The sequence below is a fragment of the Pseudomonas lyxosi genome, assembly GCF_047758685.1.
GTDB classification, from domain to species: domain Bacteria; phylum Pseudomonadota; class Gammaproteobacteria; order Pseudomonadales; family Pseudomonadaceae; genus Aquipseudomonas; species Aquipseudomonas lyxosi.
In genome coordinates this window covers 5,632,607-5,651,790 of record NZ_CP180481.1, presented here as the reverse complement: position 1 = coordinate 5,651,790, position 19,184 = coordinate 5,632,607, and the positions used below count along the sequence as shown (strand labels likewise).

Here is a 19,184-nt window from a genome sequence, read left to right as displayed (position 1 = left end):
ATACAACAATGATCGCCGACCCAGTCTTGCCGGGTATTGCAGCCATCCAAGAGGAAATGATCGCGTTGCGTCACAGCATTCACGCGCACCCCGAGTTGGGCTTCGAAGAATTCGCCACCAGCGAGCGGGTTGCAGAATGTTTGACGCAGTGGGGGTTTGAGGTCAGCACGGGTGTAGGCAAGACCGGCGTCGTCGCCACCCTGAAAAATGGCGAGGGGCGGTCCATTGGTCTGCGCGCCGACATGGATGCACTGCCGATTCAGGAAACCACCGGTTTGCCCTATGCCAGCCGGATCGACGGCGTCATGCATGCCTGCGGCCACGACGGCCATACGGCAACACTGCTGGCGGCGGCTAAACACCTGGCGCAGACCCGGTCGTTCAACGGCACTGTGAACCTGATTTTTCAGCCGGCCGAAGAAGGCCTGGGCGGTGCCCGGAAAATGCTCGAGGAGGGCCTGCTCGAACGGTTTCCGTGTGATGCGATCTTCGCCATGCACAACGTGCCGGGTTATCCCGTCGGGCATCTGGGGTTCTACAGCGGCCCGTTCATGGCGTCTGCCGATACGGTGAACATCAAAATCATCGGCAACGGCGGCCATGGTGCAGTGCCGCACAAGGCGGTCGACCCAGTGCTGGTCTGCTCCTCGATCGTGATCGCCCTGCAAAGCATCGTCTCGCGCAACGTCAATCCGCAGGAAATGGCGATCATCACGGTGGGCTCCCTTCATGCCGGCAGCGCTTCGAACGTCATTCCGTCCAGCGCCGAGATGAGCCTGAGTGTACGTGCCCTGACTCCCGAGATTCGCCACTTGCTCGAAGTCAGGATTACCGAATTGGTCAACGGTCAGGCGGCCAGTTTCGGCGCCCGGGCCCACATCGATTATCAGCATTGTCATCCGGTGTTGATTAACCATCCGGAGCAAACCGCGTTTGCCCGTGAAGTCGCTCGCGACTGGCTGGGAGAAGGGCAACTGATCGACGACCTGCGGCCTTTCACCGCGAGTGAGGACTTTGCCTTTGTCCTGGAAAAATGCCCCGGCAGTTACCTGGTGATCGGCAACGGCGAGGGCGATAGCGGGTGTCTGCTGCACAACCCCGGCTACGACTTCAATGATGCCTGCCTGCCGATCGGTGCGAGTTACTGGGTCAAGTTGGTCGAGCGCTTTCTGGGTTGAGTCGCCGTATTTTCGTTGGGCCTGAGAGGAACAAAAATAATGAACAAGATGATTGCGGCTGTTTCACTGGTGTTGTTGACGGCCACGGGGCTGGCTGGCGCGGCCGACTGGTCTGGCAAAGTCCTGAAGCTGGGGGTAGACCCCACGTATCCACCGTTGGAATACAAGAACCAGGATGGCACGCTGACCGGCTTCGGGGTCGACATCGCCGAGGCGCTGTGTGCCGAGTTGAAGGCCCGCTGCATTTGGGTTGAAAGCAGCTGGGACGGCATGATCCCGGCGCTGCTGGCGCGCAAGTTCGATGCGGTGGCGTCGTCGATGACCGTGACGCCCAAGCGCCTGGAGCAGATTGCGTTCACCGACAAGGTCTCCAATGCGCCGGCCCGGTTGGTCGTCAAGCGTGGATCGGGCCTGCTGCCCACCCTCGAGTCGCTCAAGGGCAAACGCATTGGCGTGGAGCAGGGTTCGACTCAGGAGGCGTATGCCAAAGCCGTCTGGGGTTCGAAGGGCATCGACGTGCTCTCCTATCAAAATCAGGATCAGGTGTACGCGGACCTGGTGGTGGGCCGACTCGATGCCTCGTTGCAAGGGGCCATTCAAGCCAGCTACGGGTTCCTCAACACCGCGCAGGGCAAGGACTATGAATTTGCCGGCGCCACCCTGGATGACCCGACCTTTTTCGGCGTCGGTGACGGCATCGGTTTGCGCAAGAGCGATGTCGAGTTACGCGAAGACTTGAACAAAGCCCTGGCGACGATTCTCGCCAATGGCACTTACGCGCGGATCAATAAAAAGTACTTCGATTTCGACGTCTACGGCGCGAAGTAACGCCCCTTCGACCTTTGAAACAGAGCGGTCGCCTGGCTGCTCCATCGCAGCATCCCCCTTCACCTCGACCTAATAAGAACAAGGAGAGTGAAATGCTTCTGGAAGGCTTTGGCCCGCAGATCCTGCTGGGCACCCTGGCCACTATCAAACTGGCGTTATGGTCATTGTTGATCGCGGTCCTGGCCGGGCTGCTCGGCGCCAGTTCCAAGTTGTCCTCCAACCGTTTGTTGCGAGCGCTGGCCACCGGTTATACGACGGTGATTCGCAGCATGCCGGACCTGGTGATCATGCTGTTGCTGTTCTTCAGCCTGCAAATGCTGCTCAACCGGATGACCGATTGGCTGGGCATCGCTCAGATCGACATCGACCCGTTTCTGGCCGGTGTCATCACCTTGGCTTTCATTTACGGGGCTTACTTTACCGAAACCTTTCGCGGCGCCTTCCAGGCCGTCCCGGCTGGCCAGCTCGAAGCGGCAAGGGCCTACGGCATGACCCGTGGCAAAACCTTTCGCAAAATCCTGTTCCCGCAAATGCTCCGTCACGCACTGCCGGGCATTGGCAATAACTGGCAGGTGTTGATCAAGTCGACCGCGCTGGTATCGATCATCGGCCTGACCGATGTCATCAAAGCCACGCAGGATGCGGGCAAGGGCTCGATGCAGTTCTTCTATTTCACGCTGGTCGGCGGCCTGATCTACCTCGCCATCACCACGGTGTCCAACGTTGTCTTGATGTGGCTTGAACACCGCTATTCGGTGGGTGTCAGGAAGGCGGCGCTATGACCGGCATTCTCGAAAATTACTGGCAGGCGTATCTGTGGAGTGACGGGCCACACTTTTCCGGGTTGGCAGTGACCTTGTGGCTGCTCATTCTTTCGGTGGTGACGGGCTTCCTGCTCGCGGTGCCGTTGTCGATTGCCCGCGTCAGCCGCAACCCGCTGATCCGTCTACCGGTCTGGTGCTACACCTACGTGTTTCGCGGCACTCCGTTGTACATCCAGCTGCTGTTTTTCTACACCGGGGTGTACAGCTTGCACGTGGTTCGTTCCCAGGACTTTCTCAACGCGTTTTTCCGTGACGGGTTCAACTGCACGGTGCTGGCGTTCGCGCTCAATACCTGTGCCTACATGACCGAAATTTTCGCCGGTTCCATCCGGGCGACCGCCCATGGCGAAATCGAAGCCGCCAGCGCCTACGGGATGAGCCGGTTCACCCTCTATCGTCGGATCATTCTGCCGTCGGCGTTGCGTCGGGCCCTGCCGTTTTTCAGCAATGAAGTGATTCTGATGCTGCATTCCACCTCGGTGGCGTTTACCGCCACAGTCCCTGATTTGCTGAAGATTGCCCGGGACGTCAACTCGGCGACCTATGCATCCTTTGCCGCATTCGGAATCGCCGGGGTGCTGTATGCCAGCAGCGCGTTTTTCCTGATCTGGCTGTTTCGTCGCGGCGAACTGCATTGGCTCGGCTACCTCAAACCGCGGACGCACTGACCCCTCACTGGACATGCTCGAATGTATAAATTGATCGTTGAAGATGTGCATAAGAACTACGGCAGCCATGAAGTATTGAAGGGTGTCTCACTCAAGGCCAGGGCGGGTGATGTGATCAGCATCATTGGCTCTTCGGGGTCGGGGAAAAGTACCTTCTTGCGCTGTATCAACCATCTCGAACAACCGTCCGCCGGGCGCATCATCGTCAATGCCGAAGAGCTGCTGACCCGCAAGAATTCACTGGGCGATTTGTGTGCGGTCGATCCCGCGCAGTTGCAGGTCATGCGCAGCAAGTTGTCGATGGTGTTCCAGCACTTCAATCTGTGGAGCCACATGACGGTGCTGGAAAACATCATCGAGTGCCCGATGAGCGTGCTGGGTGTCGATCGGGCGGAGGCTCTGGACCGGGCGCGGCATTACCTCGCCAAGGTGGGCTTGCCGGCTAAGGTCGAGACTCAGTATCCGGTTCAGCTGTCCGGTGGCCAGCAACAACGCGTTGCCATCGCTCGTGCGCTGGCCATGGAACCGCAAGTGATGCTGTTCGACGAACCGACTTCCGCCCTGGACCCCGAGCTGGTGGGCGAGGTGCTCAAGGTCATGCAGCAGCTGGCCGAAGAGGGCCGGACAATGGTGGTGGTCACCCATGAGATGGCGTTTGCCCGGCAGGTATCGAACCACGTCATGTTTTTGCATCAGGGCCGGGTGGAAGAACAGGGCGCACCGAATACCGTGCTGGAGCAGCCTCGGAGTGAACGGTTGCAGCAGTTTTTGGCGGGAAGTCTCAAGTAGCGTAAAACCCTTGCCCGGTTGTCGAGGCGGCCGATCTGTCTTTTGTTGATCGTGTACATATCCGTTTCTGCGATTACGGCTGCTTAGGGTTCCGCCCTTACGGCGGGTCACTTGGAAAAGCCCCACGTAACCAAGGGCTCTTGCCCCGCCATTCGGTGCCTCGCCCAGGATCGGCATGCCCTCACTCCGGCATTGCTCCGGGGGCCCGCCGCCATCGGCCATCCATGGCCGGGGGCGGCTACCGCGGCATCCTTGCCGCGGTGCCCCCTGCGCAATGCCTGCGTTCGGCCTCTGGGAAAGGGGCGGCAGATCTGAAGCCAAAGCAAAGCAACAGCAACGGCAAGATCAAAAGATCGCAGCCTCGCTTCGCTCGACAGCTCCTACAGGCGGGAGTGGGTGTACGCACGCTTCTCACCACTCAACAGGCCGAGCGTTAGCTCGCCTGCAGCTTTTGATCTTGATGCACCGCCGCCTCGAGAGGCCGAGTGGAGGTTCTGCGCAGTGGGCAACCCGGCATGGATGCCGGGTTAGCCGCCCCCGGCCATGGATGGCCGATGGCGGCGGGCCCACGGAGCAGGACCGGAGCGAGGGCATGCCGAGCCTAGGCGAGGCACCGAACGAAAGTGGCAAAAGCGCTTTGGTTACTTTCCGCCGGGCCGCGCAGGCTTTTCGAAAGTGACTCGCTGTAAAAGCGAAACCGCCAGCAGCCGTGACCGCAGAAACGGATATGTCCCCAACCGTAAGTCAGCAGCATTACGCCGTTGGTCGAGACAACCATGCGAATCTTCTCGCGTAGATCAACCTTTCGGGTGTTTGATGAGGCATAGTCGCCTGGCATCAGGCGGCTCATACCCGTCAGGGGGCATAAAAAGGGCGAACGGGAAGATTCGCCCTGTGATCAGGATTCAGGGAGCGTCATGGGTCATCCGTCCGTTAACAATCAAATTGAACAATCCCGCCATGGCGTGCCTCGGGTCGCCGAGCAGGTCGGGGCAACGATCAAGGTCCGCTCTGTGGTGATTCTGCTGGTCGCGGTGTGCCTGTCCATGACGGCTATCGTGATTTGGGAGTCCTGGAACTCGCGCCAGTACCATCTGCACGACAAAGAAGTGGCGATGTCCAACCTTGCCCAGACCCTGGCCTCGCAGGCGCAGGCGTCGATCAAGCAGGCCGATACGCTGCTGTTTACTGTGGTGGATCGCCTCGAAAACGACGGTGTGGAGCAGGCCCGGCTGCCCGAACTGGAGCGATTGCTCAGGGTCCTGCGCAGTGAGTTGGGCCAACTCCATGGCTTGTTCGTGTATGACGAAAAAGGTCGGTGGATCGCCAATTCCAATGGCGCCGTCGTGCCCAATGCGAACAATGCCGACCGTGAGTACTTCATCTTCCACCGTGATCATCCTGATCGTGGGCCTCACATTGGCCCGCCGATCAAGAGCCGTTCGAGCGGTGAATGGATCATGACGGTTTCCCGCCGTATCAATCATCCGGATGGCAGCTTTGCCGGCGTGGCGCTGGCAACCATCTATCTCAGCCATTTCCTTGAGCTCTACAACAGCATCGACATGGGCGGCAACGGTGTGATCAACCTGATTGCCGCCGACGCCACAATCGTCGTTCGCCGACCGTTCAAAGAAACAGAAATCGGCCTCAGCGTTGCCAAGGGACCGCTGTTTACGCAACTGTTGCCCAAGGGCAATTCCGGCACGGCAACGGTCAAGTCCTATGTGGATGGGGTCGAGCGCGTGGTCGGATTTCGCAGGGTCGACGGTTATCCGCTGATCATCTTCGCTGCGCTGAATAAAGATGAAGTTCTGAAAGGTTGGCGGGATGAGGCATTGCTCAGTGCCGGGATCTTCTCGTTATTCCTGGGGTTTCTGGGCGTCCTCGGTTATCGCCTCATTCGCCTCATGACGCAGCAGAATCACATGCAGAGCGTATTGCTGGATGCACAGGAAAAACTCATCGAGGTCAACCGCAGTCTTGAGTTGCTGGCCTTGGAGGATGCCCTGACCGGGTTGTCCAACCGGCGTCAGTTCGACCTGTTCATCCTCGCCGAAATGGGCCGCGCCAGGCGCAACCAGACCCACCTCGCGCTGCTGATGATCGATGTCGATCACTTCAAGAGCTTCAACGATCTTTACGGCCATGTGGCCGGCGATGAGTGTTTGCGCAACATCAGCACGATCATCAGGGACAACATCAAGCGCCCCGGCGATCTGGCTGCGCGCTATGGCGGCGAAGAGTTTGCGGTGGTCCTGCCCGGGACCGACTATGTGGGGGCGTTTCTGGTGGCGGAAAAGATCCGTCGCGCGGTTCAACAGGCCGGCATCGAGCACAGTGAAGGGGCTGAAGGCACGGTGACGGTCAGCCTGGGCGTCGCCGCTTATGATCCGGCGTCCCAGGTCCAGCCCGATGATTTGGTAGGGGCCGCCGACAAGGCGCTTTATGTGGCCAAGGCCAGCGGCCGGAACATGAGCGTCATTGCCAACTGAGTTCAAACAAACCGGTCACTGCCCTGAACCAGTTTGGTGGACAGGTACGATTGCTTGAGTTTTTCCAGCCACCAGCCCAGGGCGCGGCCGTCATGATCGCCACGCCAACCGGCATACAAAATGTTCGGCTCGCGCGGATCGGCCATCTGTTTTTCAATCAGTGTGCCGTTTTTCAGTAGCGAGCCGACCCGGTGCTTCGGTAACCAACCCACGCCCAACCCGTCGCACTGGGCGAGGATCTTGGCGCGCATGGTCGGCACAGCGAGCACCGGTTGGCCGCCGGAGACGCCGTAAGTGCTGCCCTCGGTAACCCTGGACGAATCTGCCACGACAATCGCCCGGTGCTGCGCAACCATGGCGCGTGAAATCGGCTCCTGGGCCTTGGCCAGCGGGTGCTTGGGCGACACCGCGAATACCCATTCCATTTCCCCCAGTTGCATCCAGCGCAAGGATGGGATCGCCGGTGGCTCGTTGGTGGCGCCGATGATCAAGTCTGCGCGGCCTTCACGCAGGGCTTCCCAAACACCTTTGAGGACTTCCTGAGTGATGCGCAACGGCACGCCGGATTCCAGCGCATCGAACTCGTGAATCACCGGGATCAACGCTTCGAATTCGAGCAACTCATCGGTGACGATCCATAGCCGGCTCTCCCAGCCATTGGCCACTTGTTGCACCCGCTGGGTCAGCCGCGAGACGTCTTGCATCAGTCTCGCTGCCTCGTTCACCAGCAATTCACCCGCCGGGGTCAGCTGCAAGCGGTAGCGACGGCGGTCGAACAGCAAGGCGTCAAAGCGTTCCTCCAGTTGCCGCGCCGCGTAGGACACTGTCGAGGGCGCCTTGCCCAAGTGGGCCGCGGCCCGGGACAGGCTGCCGGTTTCGCGGATGGCTTCCAGCAAGGTGAGATCTTCAATCGACAACATGGTCTGAATCCTCGAATCGGCTTCAGGTTGCCCGACGTAACTTCCACAGCCTGAACAATCTAAGGTAGACCAGCACGTTGATCGCCAACACCACGCTGCCCAGTCCCAGCTGAATCGCCGGTGTCAGGCCCGCCGGGTAAATGACCGGCCACACGTAATGTTCGATGAATCCGCCGCCATAGCCGGTTTGCCCGGCCGCGTCGCGCATGAGGTTTTCCCACTCGGTCAGCGGGCAGATCAGGTGGAAGACTTCCACCGACACGCCCCACGCAGCCGCAGGCAGGTGCCACCAGATCAAGGGGCGCCATTTGAGCACCAGCAGCCCGCCGAACAGCACGAACAGAATGAACAACAGATGAAACAGGACCAGCCCGTCGGCGGCGATTCGGTAAAGCATGTCGACTCCCTGACGCGTTATACGAATGGCTCCATGGTACTCGGGCTGGTTGCTGGCGCTCTATCGATTGTTGCTGTTCAACGCCGCCAGCACCTCCTTCAGACGCACCGCCATGGCTTCGCTGCTGCGTTGCATCGGTGCGCGCAGTTCGTCGTCGATCAAGCCTTCAAGGGCCAGGGCGGTTTTCACCGGGGCGGGATTGGGCTCGATGAACAGGCTGTGAATCAGCGGCAGCAGTTGGAAGAATGTCGCTCGACCCGCCGCTAACCGGTTGTCGCGGATCTGTTGATACAACGCCACGAACAGCTCCGGATGAACATGCGCCGAAGCGGCAATCGCGCCTTTGGCGCCCAGGCACAAAGCGCTGAAGATCTGGTTATCTTCGCCGCACAGCACGTCGACCTTGCCGCTGCCTAGCAGTGCCAGGGTGTTGGCCTGATTGCCGCCGCAATCCTTGATCGCGACGATTCGCTCATGGGCGACGATGTTGAGCAGGGTTGCCTGCTCGAACGCCACGCCGGTGCGGTAAGGGATGTCGTAAAGAATGAGCGGAACGCTGGAGGCATCGGCGACAGTTTTGAAAAACGCTTCGAGGCCCGCCTGGGAGGGCGGATGTAATACGGCGGCGGTACCAGCAAACCGGCCAGTGGACGTTTCAGGATTTCGCTCTGAAATTGCAGCAGCTCGGTCATATTGTTGCCGGCCAGGCCCATGACCACCCGTTCAGCCGGCACCTGCACCAGCACCGCATCGAGCACCGCCAGTTGCTCGTGTTTGCTCAGTGCTGCCGCTTCCGCCGTGGTGCCGCAGACCACAACGCCATCGACACCTTTTTCCAGCAGATGATTGACCAGCCGGCGCAAGCCGACGAAATCGATCGCACCGTTGCGAAACGGCGTAACGAGGGGAACCCAAATACCTTGAAACGATGACATGCACTGACTCCTGAAGGTTGACCGAATTCGTCACCGTCAGAAGCGTAGAAGGCAGAAAGCAAGGGGAGGGTGTCCGTCGCGCTCAATGTCCTGTCAGCTCATCTGACGGGACAGCGCGCCCCGGTCACATGAGCGACTGTTTCTTCGATTTGAGGGCGTGCGCAACGCAACCTTGCGCCTTGGCATTCAAGCCAATGACGACAGTGTTGAGGTTGAAGGTTGCGGACATACTTGCTTACACCCTGAATGAGGCGCTCAGTTTTAAAAGCCGGCGCGATGTTTGTCAATCGCGAAAATCAGCGAGCTCCGCACGCATTCTGCCGTTGTGCCTGGCCGCGGACCAAGTGCGCAAGATTGTTCAAGCCTTCGGCCAGCGACTGCTGGCACAGTCTGAGGTCTTTCCCTGGTTGTAGAGCGTTATGTCCAATTCACTCATGCCGCGCAGTGCCTTTCTTCGCGGCGCTGCGGCGATCATGCCGTTGTCCCTCGCCACCGCGCCGTGGGGGCTGCTGGCCGGCTCCATGGCCATCGAGGCCAATCTCACGCCCCTGCAAGGCCTGGGGTTGTCGAGCATCGTATTTGCCGGGGCGGCGCAACTGGTGGCGATCGGCATGCTCAAGGGCGGTGCCGGGATCTTTTCGATTTTGCTGACCACGCTGCTGCTGACCTCCCAGCATTTGCTCTACGGCATGAGCATGCGTTCGGTGATTTCGCCGTTGCCGGGCCGCTGGCGTGTGGGGTTGGGCTTTTTGCTCACCGATGAGTTGTTCGCCCTGACCAGTGCGCATGACAAACAACAGTTCAACCGCTGGTACGCGTTGGGTGTCGGCCTGACGTTTTACATCGCCTGGAACCTCTTCACCCTGGCCGGCATTGTGCTGGGCAGCAGCATTCCGGGCCTGGAACACCTGGGGCTGGATTTCTCCATCGCGGCGACCTTTATTGCCCTGATCACCCCGGTGGTGCGGAACGTGCCGACCGTGGTGTGCGTGGCGGTGTCGTTGTTCTGCTCGGTGCTATTCAGCTACTGGCAATGGGGCTCGGCGCTGGTGCTGTCGGGGTTGGCGGGCATGACCGCCGGCTTTATCTGCAACAAATTCTACGGTGGACGCACATGATGGTCTGGGCGGTTATTTTTGGCATGGGGCTATTGGTGTTCCTCAACCGCTATGTGTTTCTGGAGCCGCGGCTGCCCTTGCGCTTGAGCAGTAATGCGCGGCAGTTCCTGGGTTTTGCGGTGCCGGGCATGCTGACGGCGATCTGTGGGCCGATCGTGTTCATGCCGGACAAGCAGCTGAATCTGCAGTGGGACAACCCGTACTTGATCAGTTCGCTGGTGGCGGTGGGGCTGGTGCTTTACACCCGCAATACCTTGCTCAGCATGTTGTTGAGCATGGGGTTTTTCTTTTTGCTGCGTTGGTGGCTCTAAGTCGTTCCCGTCGAAACTGTTCTACGCTTAAAAGGGACCCCTACAGGAAGAGAGGTGAGCATGGCTAATGATCCAAAGCGTCCGGACCCGGATGAAGAGCTGGATGAACCCACGGAAGAGGAAATCGAGCGCCAGAGGCGTTCGACGCCGGACTGGAAGCACCCCGACGACGGTAAAGAGTTGTCAGATCGCGACCAGGAGCGTCCGCTGAAGCCTTGACCGATCAGCACATACAAAAAAGCCCCGCTATCAAGCGGGGCTTTTCGTTGGGCGATTATTAAATCAGATCGCTTCATTCCAGCGAATGTGCGTAATACCCAATTGCTGCGCTTTGATGCGCGCGGTTTCGAGGTCGGCGTGTGCGGCGATTTGACGACCGGAGTCGGGATAAGCATGGGCGGACGCCGAATGTATTGCCTCGACATCCGAGAACTGTTCGGCCAGTTTGAAAAAGTGCTGGCGAACGCCGTCGAACATATAGTGCACGGCATAGGGGATGAGTTTGCTCATGTATTCCTCCTTGGACCGAAGCTCAGTTATTGAGAGTGGCTCGATGTCGGGTTCGTTCAGTTCTTTGACTGAATGAACCCGGCCCATCAACTCAAACCTCTTCCAACGCCAGAAAATCGGGGTGGGAGGCCCGATAACCCAAGGTCTTGTCGATCCAGGCGTTCAGCTCGTTGACCATGACCGGAGGTTTACCCGGATAGCGTTCGAGGGTTGTACGCAGGAGGTCGCCGATAGTGGCAATTGAATTCAGGTTGCGGGTCTGTATGTATTGCCCGATAAAACAGTCGAGTGGGTAATGTTCTGTCTTCGAAACATAAACACACGCCAGACCATCGACTTGATTAATTGTGAAATCGTCGCGCAATTTAATTCTCTGCAAGGCTTGTTGTTGTAAGGATTTCCTTGGTTTATTGACTCTTTGGTCAATTGCGGGGTGCCGAAGGGAATGCGGCGCGCATGCTATCCATAGTTATTCGAAATGTATCGAAATGTCAGACAGGCGGTTAATAGTTAAATCGCCAAACAAAGGCAAGTTTTTCTTGGGTGAAACGACATGTGTAACGATTAAGTGTGGAATATGTATATATAACTGTTGCTTATGCCTGCATATATGTCTGTATTGATATGTTTATGGCATTTCATCAATCAGATTTCAGCTTAGTTGCTCAGATCACATGGGCGCGCTGCAACTCGGTCAACGACAAGGCCTTGAGGCGAGCGAGCAGCGGGTCGCGCCGGTCACGGGGATGGGCCAGTTGCACTGCAAGCTCCTGACGAATGCTGCTGGGACGATTGTCCATCACCAGCACCCGATCACTGAGGTACAGCGCTTCATCCACGTCGTGGGTCACCAGCAGCAGGGCGATGGCGTGACGTTCGGCCAGTTGCAGCAGCAAGTCCTGCAATTTCATGCGGGTGAAGGCGTCCACCGCGCTGAAGGGTTCGTCGAGCAACAGCACCTGCGGTCGTGAGTAGAGGCCGCGAGCGATCGCCACCCGCTGCGCCATGCCGCCGGACAGCGCTTTGGGCAGAGCTTGAGCAAAACCGCCGAGGCCGACTTCGTCGATCAGTTGCGCGACCCAGGCTTTGTCGTATTGGTTGTCGGCACTGAAACCGATGTTCTGTTCGACCGTCAGCCATGGCATCAGTCGCGGCTCCTGGAACACAAAAGCGACTTCCCCGGCGCTGCTGAGCACTTCGCCCTCAAAGTCCTTTTCCAGGCCGGCAATGATCCGCAGCAACGTGCTTTTCCCGCAGCCGCTGGGCCCCAGCAGGCTGATGGCTTCCCGGGGTTGCAATTGCAAATGGATGTTCTTGAGCACGGTGGTGGCGGCGAAGGTTTTGCGCTCGACGCGAATGTCCAGCAGGTGGTCGGTCATGGCTCAATCCTCTGCGTTTTGGCCGTTGAAGGTGTCGCGCCAAGCGAGGAAACGTTTCTCCAGGCCGGCGAGGATGCCGTCGCTGAGTTTGCCCAGCAGCGCCAGCACGATGATTGCCGCCAGCACGATGTCCGGGCGTGAAGTCTCGCGGCCGTCGCTGAGCAGATACCCCAAGCCTTTGGTCGCGGCGATCAGTTCGGCGGCGACCAAAAACATCCAGGCCAGGCTCATGCCGCTGCGCAACCCGGTGAACAGGCCGGGCAGGGCGGCGGGCAGCAGAATGCGGCGCACCAGTCGGCGACGGCTGAAACCGTACATCTGCCCGACTTCCACCAGTTTGCGGTCGATGTCGCGGATCGCCGCGACACCATTGAGGTACACCGGGAAGAAGGCGCCGATGGCGATCAGGACGATTTTCGAGGTCTCGTCGATGCCCAGCCACAGCAGCAACAGCGGCACCCAGGCCAGGCTTGGAATCGAGCGCAGGCCGGCGAACGTCGGCTCCAGCCAGGCTTCGGCTTCGCGGCTCAAACCGACCCACGTGGCGAACACCAGGGCCAGACCGGCACCGATGGCGAAACCCAGCAGCACCCGCAACAGGCTGGCGCTGATGTGCTTCCACAGCGCGCCTTCGGCGAGGTCTCTCAAGGTCAGCGCGATCTCGCTGGGGGCCGGCATTTGGTAAGACGGCAACCAGCCGATACGCACGACGAATTCCAGCAGCAGGATGATCAGCACCGGTAGGGCGAGGGCCTTGAGGCGGAGTTTCCAGGCGTTGTTGAGGCGTCGGAATGCGGGCAATGCCAGCGGGGCGGACAGGTGTTTGCTTTTGCTGGTCATTGGGTTCTCCGGTCACGACGAATCAAGATCAAGAGATCGCAGCCTCGTTTCACTCGACAGCTCCTGCACGAGCCACGGTTTCTTTGAAGCCGGTGTGGATCAGTTGATCGATCACTTGATCGACATTCACCCCACGACGAACCAGTTCTTCGGAAACCAGGATCGGTGCGGCAGCCTTGGAGGCGATCACGTCCTTGGCGGTCAATTGCGGGTTGCTCAGGTCGGTGCGCGACAATTGCAGCTTGGCCACTTCCAGCGGCAGACCGGATTCGGTGGCGAGCAGTTTCGCCAGTTCGTCAGGATTTTTTACCGCCCAGTCGCGTGCCTTTTCGTACGCTTTCAGGACGGTTTCGATGGTCTGCGGATGCTCTTTCGCATAGGTGTCGGTGACGCTGACCACGCCGTAGCTGTTGAAATTAGTGTTGCGATAGAGCAACCGGGAACCGGCCTGAACCTGGCTCGCGGCCATGTGCGGATCGAGTCCGGCCCAGGCGTCGACGTCACCTTTTTCCAGCGCGGTGCGACCGTCCGGGTGCTGCAAATGCACCAGTTCCACATCGTCTTTGCTCAGGCCTGCCTGTTGCAGGCTGCGCAGAGTAAACAGGTATGGATCGGTGCCTTTGGTGGCGGCGATTTTTTTGCCTTTCAGATCGGCCACGGTCTTGTAGGGCGAGTCCTTGCGCACCACTAGCGCCGTCCATTCGGCGCGGCTGTAGACGTAAACCGATTTGATCGGGCTGCCATTGGCGCGGCTCAGCACAGCGGCGAGGCTGGCGGAGGAGGCGAAGTCGACGCCGCCGCTGTTGAGGTATTCCAGCGAGCGGTTGCTGCCCTGGCTCAGCACCCAGCCGACCTTGGTCTGTGGCAGGGCTTTTTCCAGAAAGCCGAAGTGTTTGAGCACCAGGCTCACGGGCGAGTAATAGGCGTAATCCAGATGCACTTCGGCCGGTGGCGCTTCAGCGGCCTGGGCAAGCGGTAGCAGGCTCAGCGCCAGGGCGCAGGCGCTGAGCAGAGACCTGACGTGGGGAAAACGGAAGGTGGTTTTCATGGGACAGCTCCAGGCAAGGCGGCGAGGTTCTTATTTCCAAAAAATCAATTTTTATAAATGCTTCCTGCATAAAAGGAATATTGCAGGCTCTGTGCCATGTTTTACGTGACGAGTGTTTTGAAGGCCTTGGCGCTGAAGCAGGGGCAGAGAAATGTTCAAGGGAAAACAGTCTGTTTAGTCGCTGTTGCTGGGCAAACACCGTTCGCTGCTGGTCATGAGCTTATGCATTAATCGAATTTTAAAAGCTTCTTGTAAGAGCGTTATGGTCTATCTCAATAACCCTCAAGGAGCCCCCGATGAACCTGTCCCGATTCGTGCGCAGTCTGCTGGCCAGCGCACTGTTCGCCGCACCGCTGGCTTACGCCGCCGAGCCCGTCGTCCTGCACGTCGGTGATCAGAACTACTACAACGTTCGCGCTTCGGTGGAGGCGTCGGGCGTACTGAAAGACGCGCCTTATACTGTCGACTGGAAGCACTTCCAGACCGCCGCGCCACTGGCCGAAGCGCTGAATACCGGCGCGCTGGATCTGGGTTTTCTCGGCGATTCGGGTTTTCTGTTCCTCGCCGCCAAGCAGGCACCGGTGAAACTGATCGGCGTGTCGCGGCAAAACCCCGACACCATCGCCTTGCTGGTGCCCAAGGATTCGCCGGTCAAAACCATCGCCGACCTGAAGGGTAAGAAAGTCGCTTACTGGCCCGGCGCCTGGAGCCAGCAACTGACCCTGCGCGCCCTGGAAAAAGCCGACCTGCCGGAAGACTATGTCGACTTCATCAAACTGATGCCGATCGATGCCGCCGCCGCGTTACCTCAGGGCAGTATCGACGCGTTCCCGGTCTGGGAACCTTACATCTCCCAGCAGATTCTGTTCTCCGGCGCCCGGCCGATCCTCACCGCCAAGAACCTGATGCCCGGCCTGAGCGCCATCGCCGCGTCGACACCGTCGATCGACAGCAAACGCGAAGCCATTGCCGACTTTCTGGTGCGCCTGAAAAAGGCCCGGGCCTGGGTCGACAACCACACCGACGAGTACGCCGATCTCTGGGCGAAGAAAGCCAACCTTGACCAGAACGTTTCGCGCCATTGGTTGCGTCAGGCCCACATGACCGTCGGCCCGGTGGATGCGCAGGCCGCCAAGGATCTGCAAAGCACCGCGGACTTCCTGTTCAAGGTAAAAGCGCTGCCGGCTGCGTTGGCGACTGCACCGATTATCGACAGCTCGTTTCAGCAGGCGTTTGCCCAGTAACCCACGATGCCGGGCAGCACTGGAACCAAACACTGTGTACCCTTATCCAACCTCGGCCTGCAGCGACCTGCGGGCCGACGAAGGATAAATGGGCAAAACATGAAACGGCTGTTCAAGGTTCTCTCTGCACTCATCATCGCCACAGGGCTGGTTGGGTGTATCGCTTCTCCCATCGAAATGACGCCGCAGACCGAACAGCGTCTGAGCGCACAACCACCGATCCGTTTTTTGCTGACCTTCGACGACGGTCCCAGCGCCTCGAGTTTCTGGAATCCGACGATGACGGTGCTCGACAGTCTGGCGACGAACCCGGTGCAGCCGAACCTCAAGGCGGTGTTCTTCGTGCAGACCCGTGCCTCACGAGCCGGCGGCAGTGAAATAGGTCGCCAGGTCATGCAGCGCGAACAGGCCGACGGTCAGATCCTGGGCTTCCACACTGCCACGCCCGGACACACCAACCATCGCTCCCTGGACCCACAGGAACTGGAACAATCCCTCACCAACGGCAGCGCCGACATCGCCGCGATCACCGGTGCGCCACCGACCCTGGTGCGCCCGCCATTCTGGAACTATGACAAACGGGTCTTCGCCGCCTATCAGCAGCACGGCATGCACGTATTGCTGACCGACCTGAGCGCCAATGACGGCAAGATCTGGGGCTTCAACGCCAGCCCCCGGCGGCGGGCCCACTTCTTGCGCACAATGTCCGAAGTGCGCGAGCGCATCGCCCTTGGCGAGTTGCCGGTGGTGGACGGGGTGATTCCGGTGGTGGTGACCTTCCACGACCTCAATCGCTACACCGCCCGGCATACTCGCGAATACCTGCAAATCCTTCTCGACAGCGCACAAGCAACCGGTGTGAAAACCGCCGATAAGCCGTTTTACGACGACACGGCAGCACTGCAACGGGCCGCCATGGCGCGTACTGTTCGCGACAGTTCACAGCCGGTTAAATTACCGGGGCTCTGGAACTGGATCTGGGGTGGGGATTCTCACTGAAAGGTCGCCAAAGTGAGAAACAGCTAACACTTTTTCGACCATTGGCGGGCGCAGGATTGGAAAAGCGCATCTATGCTGAGCAAGTTGGATCCGATTACCTGCCACGGAGGCGCCAGTCATGGTTTCAGTTCCTGAGCTTTGCCGCATTGTTGAGTCCGGTTTTCAACCGCTTTCCTGTGCCTGCACGGTAAATCCCGACGAAACGTTACGGATCAAAGTCTACGAACCCGCCACCGGGCGCATTGATCTGTTGATTACCGGTGTATCACCCGAACGGCTGACCAGCGTTCGCGATATCTCCAATCTGATTGGCGAGTTGCGCATCGAGATGCGCGCCGGTCGTCGGGCTTTCGCCGGCTGAAGTTGATCCATGTAGCAGCTGGCGTAGCCTGCGTTCGGTTCGGGCCGCGTTCGGACGTAGCAGTCGTAAAACTGACATCCACGGTTCACCTGAAACACCGCAGTGCCTGATTTCACGACTGCTGCGCAGCCGAACGCAGGCTTCGCCAGCTGCTACGGATCGCGTTACATCTGCAATTACTCCCGCGGTTGCAGTTCATCAATCATCTGCAAGCAATGATTCAACCCCGGCGATACGTCGCCCACGCGCCTGCTGAGAATAATCGGCGAGGTCGCGTTGTCTTCCAGCAGCGGCGTGAAACCGATGTCGTCGCGGTGCAGCAATTGCACCGAGGCCGGCACCAGGGTGACGCCGATTCCCGCTCCCACCAGACCGATGGCTGTTTGCAGCTCATTGGTCCATTGCGCCACATGGATGCTCACGCCATAGGATTCGAATAACGCGATCACATGGTCGGCGTAGCTCGGCCGTGGGTTGCCGGGGTACAGCACGAAGGGTTCTTTCGCCAATTCGCGAAGGCTGATCGGCCCGGCTAATAGCGGATGGCCGGCGGGCAGGGCGGCGACCAACCGGTCTTCAGTCAAAACAGTCTGGATGATCGCCGGGTCGTCGATGCGGATTCGGCCGAAACCAATGTCGATGCGCCCGGCCTTGAGCGCCTGTACTTGCTGCAACGTGGTCATTTCCGAGAGCCCAAGTTCAAGCTCCAGGGGCTCGCCGCTGCGCAAACGGCGAATCAGTTCCGGCAGCACGCCGTAGAGCGTCGATGGGGCGAAACCGATGCCCAGCCAGGTCTTTTCGCCCAGTCCGATCCGTCGCGTGTTGTCGCAGACCTTGCTCAGTTGCTCGAGCAGGGCGGTGGAGTGTTCATGGAAAAACCGGCCGGCGTCGGTCAGCTTCAGCGGCCGCCCGCGTTCCAGCAACAACACCCCGAGTTCATCCTCCAATTGCTGCATCTGCCGGCTCAGGGGCGGTTGGGCAATGTGCAGAAGCTCGGCGGCACGGGTGAAATTGAGGGTTTGAGCCAACACCTGAAAATACCGCAGGTGACGCAGTTCCATGGAGCCTCCAGATGCAAGTCGGTTGCATACCTTAAAGGTATCAAGTCAGACCAATTCTATATTGGCTTCCCGAAAAAAGCCGTACCAGAATCGGTTCCAGAACTTTAAGAACCTGACGGGTATCGACATGCTTGCAACAGCCATTGAATCGATCGAGACGATAATCGTCGATCTGCCGACCATCCGCCCGCACAAGCTGGCGATGCACACCATGCAGAACCAGACCCTGGTGATCATTCGCGTGCGCTGCGCCGACGGCATTGAAGGTGTTGGCGAATCCACCACCATCGGTGGCCTGGCCTATGGCAACGAAAGCCCTGAGAGCATCAAGACCAACATCGACCGACACTTCGCGCCGCTGCTGCTGGGCCAGGACAGCGCTAACGTGAATGCCGCGATGTTGCGCCTGGAGCGCAGCATCCGTGGCAACACGTTCGCTAAATCAGGTATCGAAACCGCCTTGCTCGACGCTCAGGGCAAACGCCTTGGGCTGCCGGTCAGCGAGTTGTTGGGCGGCCGCGTTCGCGATGCTCTGCCAGTGGCGTGGACCCTGGCCAGTGGTGACACCGACAAGGACATCGCCGAAGCGGAAAAAATGCTCGACCTGCGCCGCCACCGGATTTTCAAACTGAAAATCGGTGCCGGTGAGGTCAACCGCGACCTGGCCCACGTCATTGCGATCAAGAAAGCCCTGGGCGACCGCGCCAGCGTGCGGGTCGATGTCAATCAGGCCTGGGATGAAGCGGTCGCGTTGCGCGCCTGCCGGATCCTGGGAACCAACGGCATCGACCTGATTGAACAGCCGATTTCGCGCAACAACCGCGCCGGCATGGCGCGCCTGAACGCCATGAGCCCGGCGCCGATCATGGCCGACGAATCCATCGAGTGCGTGGAAGATGCGTTCAACCTGGCCCGTGAAGGCGCGGCCTCGGTGTTCGCCCTGAAAATCGCCAAGAACGGCGGCCCGCGTGCCGTGCTGCGAACCGCTGCGATTGCCGAAGCGGCCGGTATCGGCCTGTATGGCGGCACCATGCTCGAAGGTGGCATCGGCACCCTGGCCTCGGCCCATGCCTTTATCACGCTGAACAAATTGGCGTGGGATACCGAGCTGTTCGGTCCATTGCTGCTGACTGAAGACATTCTCAGCGAACCGCTGGTCTATCGCGATTTCGAGTTGCACGTGCCGAAAACACCAGGCCTAGGCCTGAGCCTCGATGAAGAACGTCTGGCGTTCTTCCGTCGTGACAAAACGTCTACTGCCATTCATCACGCCTGAGGA

Annotated in this window: 21 protein-coding genes and 1 pseudogene; 13 read left to right on the top strand and 9 right to left on the bottom strand. The window is 59.3% G+C overall.

What is annotated here, in order from left to right; genetic code table 11:
• Positions 1-8 precede the first annotated feature (8 nt).
• The 6 genes from ACMXYI_RS25900 to ACMXYI_RS25875 all read left to right on the top strand — a co-directional run bounded on the left by ACMXYI_RS25900 (position 9) and on the right by ACMXYI_RS25875 (position 6,782).
• A complete protein-coding gene (locus tag ACMXYI_RS25900) occupies positions 9-1,178 on the top strand; it encodes a M20 aminoacylase family protein (RefSeq protein ID WP_415769658.1) in 1,170 nt (389 codons plus the stop codon).
• A 39-nt stretch (positions 1,179-1,217) separates the two neighbouring features.
• On the top strand, positions 1,218-2,006 hold the full coding sequence (locus tag ACMXYI_RS25895; RefSeq protein WP_415769657.1) for an ABC transporter substrate-binding protein: 789 nt from the start codon (positions 1,218-1,220) through the stop codon (positions 2,004-2,006).
• A gap of 92 nt (positions 2,007-2,098) precedes the next feature.
• Positions 2,099-2,788: an ABC transporter permease gene (locus ACMXYI_RS25890; RefSeq protein WP_415769656.1), complete on the top strand. Its 690-nt coding sequence runs from the start codon at positions 2,099-2,101 to the stop codon at positions 2,786-2,788.
• Complete coding sequence (locus tag ACMXYI_RS25885) at positions 2,785-3,498, top strand: ABC transporter permease (protein ID WP_415769655.1); 714 nt, start codon at positions 2,785-2,787, stop codon at positions 3,496-3,498. The genes ACMXYI_RS25890 and ACMXYI_RS25885 overlap by 4 nt, the downstream gene beginning before the upstream one ends.
• A 21-nt stretch (positions 3,499-3,519) precedes the next feature.
• On the top strand, positions 3,520-4,287 hold the full coding sequence (locus ACMXYI_RS25880) for an ABC transporter ATP-binding protein (RefSeq protein WP_415769654.1): 768 nt from the start codon (positions 3,520-3,522) through the stop codon (positions 4,285-4,287).
• Between the two features lie 917 nt (positions 4,288-5,204).
• Positions 5,205-6,782 (top strand): sensor domain-containing diguanylate cyclase, encoded by a 1,578-nt coding sequence (locus ACMXYI_RS25875; protein ID WP_415769653.1) that lies wholly within the window; start codon positions 5,205-5,207, stop codon positions 6,780-6,782.
• A gap of 2 nt (positions 6,783-6,784) precedes the next feature.
• Here ACMXYI_RS25875 and ACMXYI_RS25870 read toward each other — a convergent pair whose 3' ends face one another.
• The 3 genes and pseudogenes from ACMXYI_RS25870 to dapA form a co-directional block, all read right to left on the bottom strand.
• Positions 6,785-7,702 (bottom strand): LysR family transcriptional regulator, encoded by a 918-nt coding sequence (locus tag ACMXYI_RS25870; RefSeq protein ID WP_415769652.1) that lies wholly within the window; start codon positions 7,700-7,702, stop codon positions 6,785-6,787.
• A 22-nt stretch (positions 7,703-7,724) separates the two neighbouring features.
• Positions 7,725-8,099: a DUF2784 domain-containing protein gene (locus ACMXYI_RS25865; protein ID WP_415769651.1), complete on the bottom strand. Its 375-nt coding sequence runs from the start codon at positions 8,097-8,099 to the stop codon at positions 7,725-7,727.
• A 60-nt stretch (positions 8,100-8,159) separates the two neighbouring features.
• Positions 8,160-9,034 (bottom strand): annotated as a pseudogene (gene dapA, locus ACMXYI_RS25860) (4-hydroxy-tetrahydrodipicolinate synthase).
• Between the two features lie 419 nt (positions 9,035-9,453).
• Between dapA and ACMXYI_RS25855 the strand changes: the two are divergent.
• From ACMXYI_RS25855 to ACMXYI_RS25845, 3 genes are read left to right on the top strand one after another with little or no spacing between them, the layout of a single operon-like run.
• A complete protein-coding gene (locus ACMXYI_RS25855) occupies positions 9,454-10,152 on the top strand; it encodes an AzlC family ABC transporter permease (protein WP_415769650.1) in 699 nt (232 codons plus the stop codon).
• Positions 10,152-10,463 (top strand): AzlD domain-containing protein, encoded by a 312-nt coding sequence (locus ACMXYI_RS25850; RefSeq protein ID WP_415773983.1) that lies wholly within the window; start codon positions 10,152-10,154, stop codon positions 10,461-10,463. Before ACMXYI_RS25855 ends, ACMXYI_RS25850 begins: the two co-directional genes overlap by 1 nt.
• A 60-nt stretch (positions 10,464-10,523) precedes the next feature.
• The gene (locus tag ACMXYI_RS25845) at positions 10,524-10,682 is read left to right on the top strand and encodes a hypothetical protein (protein WP_185753122.1); all 159 of its coding nucleotides are present in this window, start codon (positions 10,524-10,526) and stop codon (positions 10,680-10,682) included.
• A 63-nt stretch (positions 10,683-10,745) separates the two neighbouring features.
• On the opposite strand, the gene ACMXYI_RS25840 is transcribed toward ACMXYI_RS25845, so the two are convergent.
• The 5 genes from ACMXYI_RS25840 to ACMXYI_RS25820 form a co-directional block, all read right to left on the bottom strand.
• The gene (locus ACMXYI_RS25840) at positions 10,746-10,973 is read right to left on the bottom strand and encodes a DUF6555 family protein (RefSeq protein WP_415769649.1); all 228 of its coding nucleotides are present in this window, start codon (positions 10,971-10,973) and stop codon (positions 10,746-10,748) included.
• 91 nt (positions 10,974-11,064) lie between these two features.
• Positions 11,065-11,337 carry a hypothetical protein gene (locus ACMXYI_RS25835; protein WP_415769648.1) on the bottom strand — a complete coding sequence of 91 codons (273 nt, stop codon included), beginning with the start codon at positions 11,335-11,337 and terminating at the stop codon, positions 11,065-11,067.
• Between the two features lie 301 nt (positions 11,338-11,638).
• Positions 11,639-12,352: an ABC transporter ATP-binding protein gene (locus ACMXYI_RS25830; RefSeq protein ID WP_415769647.1), complete on the bottom strand. Its 714-nt coding sequence runs from the start codon at positions 12,350-12,352 to the stop codon at positions 11,639-11,641.
• A gap of 3 nt (positions 12,353-12,355) precedes the next feature.
• Positions 12,356-13,192 (bottom strand): ABC transporter permease, encoded by an 837-nt coding sequence (locus ACMXYI_RS25825; RefSeq protein WP_415769646.1) that lies wholly within the window; start codon positions 13,190-13,192, stop codon positions 12,356-12,358.
• Between the two features lie 49 nt (positions 13,193-13,241).
• On the bottom strand, positions 13,242-14,240 hold the full coding sequence (locus tag ACMXYI_RS25820; protein ID WP_415769645.1) for an aliphatic sulfonate ABC transporter substrate-binding protein: 999 nt from the start codon (positions 14,238-14,240) through the stop codon (positions 13,242-13,244).
• A 296-nt stretch (positions 14,241-14,536) separates the two neighbouring features.
• On the opposite strand from ACMXYI_RS25820, the gene ACMXYI_RS25815 reads away from it, so the two are divergent.
• The 3 genes from ACMXYI_RS25815 to ACMXYI_RS25805 all read left to right on the top strand — a co-directional run bounded on the left by ACMXYI_RS25815 (position 14,537) and on the right by ACMXYI_RS25805 (position 16,844).
• On the top strand, positions 14,537-15,484 hold the full coding sequence (locus ACMXYI_RS25815) for an ABC transporter substrate-binding protein (RefSeq protein ID WP_415769644.1): 948 nt from the start codon (positions 14,537-14,539) through the stop codon (positions 15,482-15,484).
• 99 nt (positions 15,485-15,583) lie between these two features.
• Entirely contained in the window at positions 15,584-16,483 is a 900-nt protein-coding gene (locus tag ACMXYI_RS25810; protein WP_415769643.1) for a polysaccharide deacetylase family protein, read from the top strand.
• A 118-nt stretch (positions 16,484-16,601) separates the two neighbouring features.
• Complete coding sequence (locus tag ACMXYI_RS25805; protein WP_056744830.1) at positions 16,602-16,844, top strand: DUF1652 domain-containing protein; 243 nt, start codon at positions 16,602-16,604, stop codon at positions 16,842-16,844.
• Positions 16,845-17,020: 176 nt separating this feature from the next.
• Here the strand turns inward: ACMXYI_RS25805 and ACMXYI_RS25800 are convergent, their stop codons facing one another.
• On the bottom strand, positions 17,021-17,905 hold the full coding sequence (locus ACMXYI_RS25800; protein ID WP_415769642.1) for a LysR family transcriptional regulator: 885 nt from the start codon (positions 17,903-17,905) through the stop codon (positions 17,021-17,023).
• Between the two features lie 127 nt (positions 17,906-18,032).
• On the opposite strand from ACMXYI_RS25800, the gene ACMXYI_RS25795 reads away from it, so the two are divergent.
• A complete protein-coding gene (locus ACMXYI_RS25795; protein WP_415769641.1) occupies positions 18,033-19,181 on the top strand; it encodes a muconate cycloisomerase family protein in 1,149 nt (382 codons plus the stop codon).
• Positions 19,182-19,184 lie beyond the last annotated feature (3 nt).